The organism is Streptomyces sp. PTL18, from assembly GCF_059510295.1.
This window is the reverse complement of sequence record NZ_JCAJZO010000041.1, coordinates 23,679-34,650: the sequence shown is the minus strand read 5'-3', so window position 1 is coordinate 34,650 and position 10,972 is coordinate 23,679. Positions and strand designations below refer to the sequence as shown.

At 69.0% G+C, this 10,972-nt stretch carries 9 protein-coding genes and 3 pseudogenes; 8 read left to right on the top strand and 4 right to left on the bottom strand.

All coding sequences use genetic code 11. The features are described 5' to 3' along the window. Positions 1-146 (bottom strand): annotated as a pseudogene (locus AC5WS8_RS36685) (IS256 family transposase); the annotation flags it as partial. 130 nt (positions 147-276) lie between these two features. Between AC5WS8_RS36685 and AC5WS8_RS36680 the strand changes: the two are divergent. Beyond that, positions 277-669, top strand: coding sequence for a hypothetical protein (locus AC5WS8_RS36680; protein ID WP_496107815.1), 393 nt, complete (start codon positions 277-279; stop codon positions 667-669). A 218-nt stretch (positions 670-887) separates the two neighbouring features. Here the strand turns inward: AC5WS8_RS36680 and AC5WS8_RS36675 are convergent, their stop codons facing one another. Next, positions 888-1,934, bottom strand: coding sequence for a LacI family DNA-binding transcriptional regulator (locus AC5WS8_RS36675; RefSeq protein WP_496107814.1), 1,047 nt, complete (start codon positions 1,932-1,934; stop codon positions 888-890). 109 nt (positions 1,935-2,043) lie between these two features. On the opposite strand from AC5WS8_RS36675, the gene AC5WS8_RS36670 reads away from it, so the two are divergent. The 5 genes and pseudogenes from AC5WS8_RS36670 (at position 2,044) to AC5WS8_RS36650 (ending at position 7,250) form a co-directional block, all read left to right on the top strand. Then, entirely contained in the window at positions 2,044-3,222 is a 1,179-nt protein-coding gene (locus AC5WS8_RS36670; protein ID WP_496107813.1) for a phytanoyl-CoA dioxygenase family protein, read from the top strand. 16 nt (positions 3,223-3,238) lie between these two features. Next, positions 3,239-3,999 (top strand): annotated as a pseudogene (locus tag AC5WS8_RS36665) (SDR family oxidoreductase). Between the two features lie 502 nt (positions 4,000-4,501). Next, a pseudogene (locus AC5WS8_RS36660) lies at positions 4,502-5,354 on the top strand (IS701 family transposase); the annotation flags it as partial. Positions 5,355-5,606: 252 nt separating this feature from the next. Continuing rightward, positions 5,607-6,803, top strand: a complete 1,197-nt coding sequence (locus AC5WS8_RS36655) for an FG-GAP-like repeat-containing protein (protein ID WP_496107816.1) — start codon at positions 5,607-5,609, stop codon at positions 6,801-6,803. 90 nt (positions 6,804-6,893) lie between these two features. Further along, the gene (locus AC5WS8_RS36650) at positions 6,894-7,250 is read left to right on the top strand and encodes a hypothetical protein (RefSeq protein WP_496107812.1); all 357 of its coding nucleotides are present in this window, start codon (positions 6,894-6,896) and stop codon (positions 7,248-7,250) included. Positions 7,251-7,370: 120 nt separating this feature from the next. On the opposite strand, the gene AC5WS8_RS36645 is transcribed toward AC5WS8_RS36650, so the two are convergent. After that, a complete protein-coding gene (locus tag AC5WS8_RS36645) occupies positions 7,371-7,664 on the bottom strand; it encodes a transposase (RefSeq protein WP_496107811.1) in 294 nt (97 codons plus the stop codon). A gap of 330 nt (positions 7,665-7,994) precedes the next feature. Between AC5WS8_RS36645 and AC5WS8_RS36640 the strand changes: the two genes are divergently transcribed. Then, on the top strand, positions 7,995-8,945 hold the full coding sequence (locus AC5WS8_RS36640) for a hypothetical protein (RefSeq protein WP_496107810.1): 951 nt from the start codon (positions 7,995-7,997) through the stop codon (positions 8,943-8,945). A gap of 10 nt (positions 8,946-8,955) precedes the next feature. After that, positions 8,956-9,414, top strand: coding sequence for a DUF1877 family protein (locus AC5WS8_RS36635; RefSeq protein ID WP_496107809.1), 459 nt, complete (start codon positions 8,956-8,958; stop codon positions 9,412-9,414). A 666-nt stretch (positions 9,415-10,080) separates the two neighbouring features. On the opposite strand, the gene AC5WS8_RS36630 is transcribed toward AC5WS8_RS36635, so the two are convergent. After that, a complete protein-coding gene (locus tag AC5WS8_RS36630; RefSeq protein ID WP_496107808.1) occupies positions 10,081-10,884 on the bottom strand; it encodes an acetate uptake transporter family protein in 804 nt (267 codons plus the stop codon). Positions 10,885-10,972: the final 88 nt, after the last annotated feature.

Sequence of the window (10,972 nt, the reverse complement as noted above, 5' to 3'; positions counted from 1 at the left end):
CGGCGGGCGGCCGAGAGTCGTCCGTCGAAGGTGATGTCGAATGCTTGCAGCGCCGGCTTCCACCGGATCGCCCAGCGTCGCCGTCCTGTCCCGGTCGGGTCCAGGCTCATCACCGCCAGATACACGCACTTCAGCGCGGCCCGCTCGAACACGGCGCATCGGAGCCCAGATCCAGTGCGTAGGTACGGCGGCCCTGTCACCGGCCACCGGTGCCATCGTCTCCGCCGGAAAGGCCGTGGGCGACGCCGTCAGTGACGCCTGGCATGATCTGACGCCATGGTAAAAACTCATGTCACCACGGAAGGCTGGGTCCTCATCGCCGGCGCCGCCACCATCGTCTACGTGGTGGCGATGCGCTGGTGCATGCCCACGCCCAAGGCGAAACAGCGCGTCTCTGTCGCGCCTTTCGTCGGCCTGGTCTTCTTGGTGCCCGCTGCCGTGGCGAGGGGTTATTCGTTCTCCTACACGCTGTACTTGTACAGCTGCGTCCTGCTCACGTTCGTCGTCATGCTGGTCCCGGTGCGGAAGAGGGTGATGGCCGACATCGTCGAGCAGCAGCAGAAGCCCTGGGAAAAGGTCCCGTTCAATATGGTGAGCCTGTACTGGGTGGCCTTCTCGACCACCGGCTGCGTCATCACGATGGTCTATCTGTGGCCGGTCCTCAAATAGGGTGACACAAAGCGCGAAAGGACGGCGCACGCCCGTGGTCGGGTGTGCGCTGCCTTCGGCGTCCACGCGCCGTTGACTTTGAAATCGCCCTGCCGCCCGGTGTCCTGAACCCCCAGCGCCTCGCAGTGCGGGCGAGGCCCAACCCGCTTCCGGCCATGCCGCCCCTCACGCACCGAACTACCTTGGCCGACCACTGAGCCCTGGCCGCAGGGGCCGCTTCACCCCAGAAGCGGCACGGCGGTCACGTGGGGTGGCAGGTTGAACGGCGTGACGACCTGGATCGCCGAGGGAAGGGTCGGCCCGTCGTCCGGCAGTGCCTTGTGGGCGCGCATGACCGTCTGGCAGGCACGGCGCACGTCCTGGCGCAGGTCGTGGTGGAGGACAGCAGACAGACGGCGTTCGCACAGGAGGCGGGTGTTGTCGTGGTCGAGGTCATGGGCGATGAACACGGCGCACGTCCTGCCCAGGGCATCGAAGGCGTCCAGGGTGGCGAGGTTGCCCCCGCCCATCGAGTAGACCGCGACGATGTCCTCGTCGCGTTTGAGCGCCTCAAGAACCAGATCGCGCTGGGCGACGTCCAGGCCGTCGCTGTCGGTGACCTCCACCAGAGAGCGTTCCGGCTGCGCGAGGCGCATCGCGCCGCGAAAGCCCATCTCTCGCTCCTCCTCGCCCCGGAACGAGCCCCGACTGATGGTGGTGAGCACGTTGCCGGGCCGGTCGCCGAGCCACTGCTGAAGGAGGTAGGCGGCGGTGGCGCCCGCCGCGCGGTTGTCGATCCCGACATAGGCCAGGCGCGCGCTGTGGGGCAGGTCGGTCACCAGTGTGACGACGGGGATGCCGGCCGCGGTCAGGCGTCCGACGGCGCCGGTGATCTCCGGCAGGTCCGGGGCCTTGAGGATCACGCCCTGTGTGCCGCGTTTGGCGATCTTGTCAAGGGTGCCGGTCAGTTCGTCGGGCGGGCAGGTCTCGCGGAAGTGGAAGCGCGAGCGGACGACGACCGGGTGCAAGGAGGGCAGTTCGGCCTCCAGCGCCTCCCGTACGGCGGTGGAGAACCGCTCCGGTGCCTGCATCACGATATCGATCATGAAGGCGCGGCCCGCGATCCGGACCTGGGTCTGCTGGCGGTCCAGGTCCTTGATGGCCTGGTGCACCTCTCGGACGGTGCTCTCGCGCACATTGCCCCGGTCGTTGAGCACACGGTCGACCGTGGCCGTGCTCAGCCCGGCCTGACGGGCGATTTCCCTGATCGGATAGGGATGGCGCATGACGGATTCCAGAGGGTGATGATGGATTTTTGATGTAATGCTGAGGATTGAATGATGGGGGTGAGGTCTCAAGACTGACAGAAAAGCAAGCACGGCGAAAGGACTCCGGATGTCCTCCACAACCGCGGTGGAGCGGACTTGGCTGATCAAGGCCGACTGCGATCTCGACGCATTCCGCTCGCTCGTCGAGCAAGAGACCGACGCCTCCGGCTACCCCTTGGCAGAGCGCGTCGAGCAGAACGTGCCCCTCTACGACAGTGACCGGCTCCGCAGCCTGACAGCCACGTCCGGCGGCCGACGTGAGGTACAGAGTGAGCTGATTCGGGCGTTGCTCGATGGACCCGGCATCGTCGTCCTCAAAGGCGCATTCGCCGACGCGGACGTCGTAGACCGCGCTTCCGCTGTCTTCAGGGCACTGATCGAGGAAGAGCGCGCGGCCGGCTCCGCTCGCGGCGACCACTTCGCCAAGCCGGGCGCCAACGACCGCGTCTGGAACGCTCTGGACAAGGTAGCCGTACGGGCGCCCGAGGTGTTCGCCGACTATTACGCCAACGACATGCTGGCCCTGATCGCCGAGGCCTGGCTGGGCCCCGCCTACCAGGTGACCTCGCAGGTCAACGTGGTCAACCCGGGCGGCGCCGCGCAGAGTGTGCACCGCGACTCCCACCTCGGCTTCCTCAGCCGGGAGCGCGCCGCCGCCTATCCGGCGCACGTCCACCGCCTCTCCCCCGTGCTCACCCTCCAGGGCGCCGTCGCCCACTGCGACATGCCCGTCGAGTCCGGCCCGACTCTCTACCTGCCCCACTCGCAGAAGTTCGAGCCGGGCTATCTGGCCTGGCGGCTCCCGCAGTTCGTCGAGTACTTCGACGCCCACCACGTCCAGCTCCCCCTGACCAAGGGCGACGCGGCCTTCTTCAATCCCGCGCTCTTCCACGCCGCCGGACACAACCGCTCGACCGGCATCCGGCGCATGGCCAACCTGCTGCAGATCTCCTCCGCCTTCGGCCGTGCAATGGAGACGGCGGACCGCGAGGCGATGGCCAACGCGCTCTTCCCGGTGCTGCTGCGCCGCAAGGCCGAGGGGGTTGCGCAGGACTGGCTGCGCCGCGTGATCGCCGCCACCGCCGAGGGCTACCCCTTCCCCACCAACCTGGACCTCGACCCGCCGGTCGATGGTCTCGCCCCGCCCTCCCAGGCGGACACCGTCTGGCAAGCCGTCACCGAGGACTGGGCCCCCGACCGGCTGCGCCAGGAACTGCAGGCCGGCACCAACCGCCACCGCGGCTGAAAGGGACACCGCACTCATGGCACTTCTTCAGGACAAGGTCGTCCTGGTCAACGGCGGCAGCCAGGGCGTCGGCGCCGGCATCGTGCGAGCGGTCGTACGGGAGGGCGCAACCGTCGTCTTCACCGGCCGCGGGCCGAGATGGGCGAGAAGCTCGCCGCCGATACGGGCACGCACTTCGTGCGGGCAGACCTCGCCGATCCGGCACAGGCACGCGATAGAGTCGTACCGACCGTGAACGCGCACGGGCGCATCGACTGCCTGGTCAACGCGATCGGGCTGACATCACGCGGCTCACTCCTGGACACCACACCGGAGCTGTTCGACCAGCACATGGCGATCAACCTGCGGGCGCCGTTCTTCGCGATGCAGGCGGCGGTGGCCGACATGACGGCCCGAAGAACGCCGGGCACCATCGTCAACATCGACTCCAACTGCGGCCCCGGCGGACCGCCTTACCTGGCCCCCTACTCCGCTGCCAAGGCCGGCCTGGCCGGACTGACCCGCAACGCCGCCCACGCCCACCGCTTCGACCGCATCCGCATCAACGGCCTCAACATCGGCTGGACGGACACGGAGGGCGAGGACGCCACCCAGCGCACCTTCCACGGCTCGGGGGACGACTGGCGGGAGAAGGCCGCCGCCTCACTGCCCATGGGCAAGCTCGGCCAGGTCGACGAGATCGCCGACTTCGTCGTCTGCCTGCTCTCCGACCGCAGCGGGGTAGTGACCGGCTCGGTCATCGACTGGGACCAGAACGTATTGGGCGGCCAGGACTGAGCCGCGGCCTGGCGAGGTCACGAATACAGCGGCATTGGGAGCGCAGCCGGCCAGAGGTGCGGGAGATCGAGGTCGGCGTCCGGGTGGTCGGCCACTGCATGGTGCCGTGCGGGGCGTGTGACCGAGGCCAGCAGGGACGAGGCAATCAATGTCGCTCCCTGAGCGAGGTCGGGCTGCGCCATGTCCAAGGCGCCGCGGTCGAGAGGATACGGGCAGCGGCGCATGTACTGCCGCCGCCCGGGCCGCAACTCGAGCTCAACGAGGTGGCTGTGCCACTGCCGACATCAGCTGTGTCCCTTCGGAAGCGGAGGGTGGCGGTGCCGACGACCGGTCGGCGGCGAGACCTGGTACTCCAGCAGCGCTTTGCTGACTGGCCTGGTCAGAGGCGTCGTCCGGAGTCTGGTTGGCTGATGCCGAGTCAGGGGCGGTCTTGCCGGACCGCCCCTTCCAACGAGCGGATCGAGAACTGACCGGCCTGTGATCCGGGCAGTCTCCCAACGTGATCGACGCCCCTGCGGACGCGACCTGGGACCGTGAACTCGACCTCTTCCTCCGCAGCGGCCACCGCTTCGGCCGCGCTGACCTGCGACGCCGCATGCGTGACTACATCCGCGCGCTGCTCGGCCGGTCGGCCGCAAGAACGGCTGGGAACTGGCCGAATACGCCGGCCACCGGACCCCTGACGGCCTGCAGCGGCTGCTGAACGGAGCCACGTGGGAAGCTGACGCCGTCCGTGACGACCTGCAGACATACGTCGCCGACAAGCTCGGCGAGAGCGGCGGGGAGCTGATCCTGGACGACACCGGCTACGTCAAGAAGGGCACCACCTCCGCGGGCGCGCAGCGCCAATATCCGGCACCGCTGGCCGCACCGAAAACGGCCAGATCGGCGTCTTCGCCGCCTACGCCACCACCCGCGGCCGGGCCCTGGTGGACCGCGCGCCGTACTTGCCCAAGTCCTGGACCGACGACCGCGAACGCTGCCGCGCCGCGAAGATCCCCGGTGTCCGGGCCTTCGCCACCAAAGGAGAGCTGGCCAAGACCATCGTGCTGCGCGCGCTCGCCTCGCCGCTGCCGATCGCCTGGGTGACGTCCGACTCTGCCTACGTCCAGGAGTGGCGCTTTCGCCGGATGCTGGAAGAGACCGCCACCGGCTAGGTCCTGGCCGTCCCCAAGTCCCAGCAGGTGCCGCGCTTCGGGCGCATCGACCACGTGTTCACACTGGCACCGGACGAGGCGTGGGAGAAACGCTCGTGCGGCGAGGGAGCCAAAGCCCCGCGCGTCTACCACTGGGGCGGCGGAGGCGCCAAGCTGTCGCCCGGCACTGCCACCACCGACGACGAGCCCACTCGTTGGAAGGAGCGGTCCGGCAAGACGCACCTGACTCGGCATCAGCTGACTACACTCCGGACGACGCCTCTGACCTGGCCAGATAGCAAAGCGCTGCAGGAGTATGAGGTGTACTTCCTCGTGCGGGGGTTGAGAACGCGGCTGGCGGGTGACGGCCCTCCCGTGACCAACGCGGGAGGGCGAACCCGCGAACCCCGGAACAGGCATACAGTGCGCTCGTCCTATTCGATCTCCAACGAGAACCCCGAAGGGGTCCAGGTGAACAGACGTCTCAGACGGCTGCTGGTGGCCGCGGGGAGCACGGCGCTGGCTGCAGTGCCGCTCACCGCACCCGCGCAGGCCGCCACCGTGTCGGCGAGCGCTTGCCCATCCGGCTACCTATGCGGATGGAGTAGTACAGACGCGACCGGCTCCATGATGAAGACCCGCACCGACATGCCCACGATGGGAACGTGGGACAACAGGATCCGCTCGTACTGGAACCGCACGTCCAACGTTTCCTGCCTCTACAGCGACTCGAAGTACAGCGGCACCTACTTCCCCGCCCCGCCAGACAACGGCATGTCCGGCTACGACTCAAGCCTCGACAAGGCGATCAGCTCCATCAAGTTCGTTCCCAACGAGCGGGAGTGCATGGGCACGCCCTACGCAGAGTGGTACGCGGAGCCCGCTTCGAGCGCCGCCGGGTTCGGCGACCTGAACACTGACGGCCGCGCGGACCTGCTGTCCCGGGACCGCAGCGGCCGGCTCTGGTTCGTCTCCGGCACAGGGGACGGCACACTGCTCGGCGGCGGCTGGAACTCCATGACCGCCCTCACCCGGCACGGCGACCTGACCAGCGACGGCACCGAAGACCTGGTCGCCCGCGACTCCTCCGGCGAGTTGTGGCTCTACCCGGGCAACGGCCAGGGCAAGTTCGGCACGCGCAAGGCCCTCGGCGGCGGTTGGAGCTCGATGGCCACTATCACGGCCACCGGTGACCTGAACGGTGACGGGCGCGGAGATCTGCTGGCCCGTGACTCCGCCGGCACCCTGTGGCTGTACCCCGGCAACGGACGCGGTTCCTTCGGCGCCCGCAAGTCCCTCGGCGGTGGCTGGAAGTCCATGAATGCCCTGACCGCACCGGGCGACCTCAACGGCGATCGCCACGGCGACCTTCTGGCCCGTGACTCCGCCGGCACCCTGTGGCTGTACCCCGGCAACGGACGCGGTTCCTTCGGCGCCCGCAAGTCCCTGGGCGGCGGCTGGAGCCAGATGTCGGCCTTTATCAGCGTCGGCGACGTCAACGGCGACGGTCGCAACGACCTGGTCGCGGCCACTCAGGACGGTTACCGCAACCCCGACGCCTCGTTCACGGCGAACGAGCTACGGCTCTACGCGGGCAACGGCAACGGCTCCTTCGCCAAGTACCAGGTGTGGAACCGGAACTGGTACGACCTCAACGGCGGCTTCTGAGAGCACCCCTCCAGGGAGGAACAGCCTTGGAGGGGCCCGGCCGTCGCCTACGCCCAGGAGCTCTTCGACGTCGCGCCGATTGAGGCGTACGTGCGCACCCAGACCGGCCGCCACCTGGATTTCTGCTACAAGCGGCTGCGGGACGCGTACGTGGCCACGATGGCCGCCCTCGGCGTCACCACCGCGATGAGCGGTCAGGAGTTCCTGGACGCGATGCCCCGCTCAAAGGAGGCCGACCCGGCCCTGGCCCTGGTACTGAAGGCGATCAAGGCCAGAGCCAAGGGCGGGATCGGCAAGCTGCGCCGGCGCAACCGCGGCCAGGTCCCGTACTACGAGCCGTGGCCGGCCCTGGAGCGCACGACATGGCGCCCCGACATCCGGGCCGCCGTGCTGGCCGGTGTGCGTTGGCGTTGGCCCGGTATGCCTCGGCCAGTTCGGCGTCGGTGACCGGCCGGTCCAGCCACCGGTAGGAGGGCCGGCGGCCCAGCCCGAGCACCCGGCACGTCACCGCCACCGGCACCCGGGAAGGGGCAGCGGCGGCGGCCGGCTCACGGACGAGCCGGTACATCATTTCGCCGGCAGGTTCGCCTGCGGCAGATACGCCGCCGCCCTCCTGAGCACCTCGTTCTCCTGCTCCAGCAGCCGGATCCGCTTGCGGGCCTCGCGCAGCTCGGCCGACTCACCCGACGTCGTTGCGGGCCTGGCGCCCTCGTCGGTGTCGGCACGGCGCAGCCACTTCGACAGCGTGATCGCGTGGACGCCGAGGTCGGCGGCGATCTGTTCCAGCGTGACGCCGGGCTCGCGGTTGCGCGCGACTCGCACGACGTCCTCGCGGAACTCCTTGGGATACGGCTTGGGCACTGCGACATCCTTCCAGGCCGCCTCTCAGCACGTCCGGATGGCCCTTGTCGATCTGGGGCTCCTCGCCGTTGTGGCTCTCCTGCGCCTCACCGGGCGGTTCGTCGGCGATGTCCTTGAGGTGCCGGCCATGCGCTCGTGTCGGTGGCGGGCCCGCCGCGGGGCAGCGTGCCGTCACCGGCCCTGCCGACGGCAGCAGCACGGCGGAGAGCACCGCTTGCGCGCGGCCTGCGCGCATCTCACCGAACGCGCAGGTGACGCCGGCGGCACGGTAACTGGTAACGATCTTGACGCACACCTTGTGTGACGGCTCGCAGTCCTTAGCCTACGGACATGGCATTTCTCTCAAGCCGCCGCAGAAGGGCGCGACTGGCTCCGGAACTCGACGACGAGCCCCTGCGCAGACTTCTGAAGTCCCTCCTGGCGACCACCAAGACCGGCGCGATCGCGACGACAGACCTGTGCATAGCGCAGATATCCCGCCTTATGAACCAGGACGCGGATGAATGGGACCGCCGTACCCACCGTATGTCCGTCCTGGCGGATCACCTGTCCCTGTCTTACGTGCCGTCGGTCTGGGCCGCACGTGATCCTCACAACCCGAGCGCACTCGTCCTGCACGCGTGGACGCGGCTCGTGCGGGGCCGCTCCCACGACGGCCTGGAGGACGCGGCCAATGTCACCGAGAGCTGTCTCCGGGCTGCCGACCTCGCGCCGGAGGACCCCACTCCCTGGGTGGTGCTGCTGGGTGTGTCCCGCCTCGAGCGCTGGGAACAGTCACAAGTGTTCGCCGTGTGGAACGAGGTGCTGGCGCGCGACCGCTGGAACCGCGAGGCGTACCTCAGCATGCTGCGCTACCTCAGCCCCGAGGAGGCGGGCTCACGCATCCAGGTGCTGGAGTTCGTCGACACCGTGTGCGCCCGCATGCCCGCCAACGCGCCCTGCGTGTCAACGGAACTCACCGCCCAGGTCCTGCAGTACCACGCCGTCCTCGCCCGAGGCGGAATCGAGGCGCTGGTGGCACGCAACCACTGGTCCCTGGGGCCTGCGGCTCAGGCTCTCGACCGTGCGGCCCGTACCTGGCTCCAGCCGGCGTTCTTCCGTCATGCCGCGGCCCTCGCCGATCTGAACCTCCTCGCCTACGCGCTGACGGTGGCCGAGCGCCGGCAGGAGGCCCGCCCGGTCTTCGAGGCACTCCACGGCACGGTCACCAGCTGGCCCTGGAGCACCGGAGGCGATGCCCTGACCGAGTTCGAGCAGGCACAGAGCAGGGCCACCGTGTGACCGCGCCTCCGTGCACCGCTGCTTCACAGACGGCGACACTCGCCTTCGACAACGGCGTTTTCCCTTGTCCCGCGTCATCCTCGGTGGAGTGCCACTACACGAAGGCGACACCTACATCGTTTGCCATGTCACTGCTGACCAGGTCCGCGCGGTGGCGGCGGCCCTGGAGCCGCTGAACGGACAGTGGCTGAGCGATCGCTTCGCCACCCTGTCGTCGACGCCTACCAGGGCGCCGGCGGTGCTGACGACATCGCCTGCACCCAGGCCTTCCTGCCGTCATCTCCGGCCGGGCCGCGTCACCCCGAGGACCGGGGAGGGCGCCGTGGAGATGCTTCGCGTCTTCGAGATCGTCAAAGGGTCCGCCCTCAAGGCCCGCACCCAGGCAATCAACCAGCTCAGGGCATACTCGTCAACGCTGAGCCCGCACTGCGGGAGGCGCTATCCGGGCTTACCACCCACCGGCTCGTGACGCGTTGCACAGCCCTTGGCGCCGAGCTCCACGCCGGGGTGGCAAGGGCCGTCGCGCACAGGCTCAGCATCCTGGCCGGCCGGATCCAGAACCTGAACGCCGAGATCAGCGATCTGGAGAAGGTCATCAACGCGACGCCGCTTCGCTGGCCAGGCGGTCGGGGTTGTCTCCGGCCGCGATCAGCAAGCTGACGTCGGAGTCCTGGCCGACGTCGAACAAGTCGAGCAGATCAGGCGCGGTGTTGCGGACCTGCTCGGTTGCCGCCCTGTGCGGAGTCAGCCCGTGGGGATGTCTTCCGGCAAGACCAACAGCGCCGGCTCAACCGCGGCGCCAACCGCCAAACCAACGCCGCCCTGTTCCGTGTCGTCCTCACCCGTCTCCGCTGCCGCCCCGAGACCCGCACCTACCTGCAACGACGCACCACTGAAGGCCGAGGGAAGCGGGTGATCACCAGGTGCCTGAAGCGTCACCTCGCCCCCTCGCCCGCGTGATGAGCTCGAGCACACAGCGCCTGAGACGCCTGGGCGACGCCCTGTTTCTTCGTAAGCGCGGGGAGGCGGGGTTCAGGGCACCTGGGGCTGACGTCCCCGGCGCGCGGCCGCTGCGCCCGGGCGGCAAGTGCGCGATGCGCTCCCCGCCCGGACCCGGACCCGGACTCGGGGCCGCTCACTGGCCGGCCCTGAGTCCGGGCATGCCGGCGGCGTACTCCATGGGGCGTGTCATCCGGTGACCGGGCAGGTTGCCCCGCAGGCTCCAGCGGCCCAGTGGCAGGATGACCCGCCCGCCGAAGGACTCCTCGAGCATCATCGCGCCCGCCGTGTAGAACGCGGCGGCCGAGGAGGCGACCAGCACCCACCCGCCGGCGGTGATCACACCGCTCGCCGTGATGAGGATGCCCACGGCCAGCAACGCGGACCCGGAGGCCAGGAGGATGAGGGTGAGGAACATTCCCAGGTTCCGGCCCAGCGCTCCGAGCGCCCCGAACAGGGTGGCCACGGCGAGTCCGATCCACCAGAAGCCGAACGCCTGGTTACCGGTGGTGCCGAGCGGCAGCAGACCACCGGCCACCATGAGCTGCATCATGCCCCAGGCGAGCCAGAAGGCTCCCCAGGTGCCGTGCATGGCCGTGGCCACGGCGTCCCGCGCCCGGTAGGCCCACATGCCGGCGGCGAGCTGGGCCACACCGCCGAAGAAGATGACCAGCGGCGCCAGGATGATCGGCGAGAAGAGTCTGTTGCCCCACCATCCGGCCAGGTTCGACGCCACCATGAAGGTGGACGCCGCGTAGCCGAACAGTCCCAGAATCGACGGGGCGGCGATGGGGGTGAGCATCACTCGGCTGCGACCGAGCCACTCCTCGTATTCCGCCGCGTCATCCGTCGCGGGGCCCGAAGGCGGCCCCGACTCCGGTCCCTGACCCCTGGAAGCCGACGCTCCCGGACGCGGCTCGCGTCCCTGGAATTCGGTCATGGCGATTGACTCCTTCCGGTCTGCCTGCGAGCACTCCCCTGGCAGGCGGTGCAGCAGGACACGCCCATGCCCGCCCTTCCAGCAAAAC

Bases quoted from the DNA above. Each gene is read 5' to 3' on its own strand.
- AC5WS8_RS36670 (WP_496107813.1), top strand. From the start codon at position 2,044: ATGTCCTCCACAACCGCGGTGGAGCGGACTTGGCTGATCAAGGCCGAC.
- AC5WS8_RS36675 (WP_496107814.1), bottom strand. From the start codon at position 1,934: ATGCGCCATCCCTATCCGATCAGGGAAATCGCCCGTCAGGCCGGGCTG.
- AC5WS8_RS36680 (WP_496107815.1), top strand. From the start codon at position 277: ATGGTAAAAACTCATGTCACCACGGAAGGCTGGGTCCTCATCGCCGGC.
- AC5WS8_RS36630 (WP_496107808.1), bottom strand. From the start codon at position 10,884: ATGACCGAATTCCAGGGACGCGAGCCGCGTCCGGGAGCGTCGGCTTCC.
- AC5WS8_RS36640 (WP_496107810.1), top strand. From the start codon at position 7,995: ATGGCATTTCTCTCAAGCCGCCGCAGAAGGGCGCGACTGGCTCCGGAA.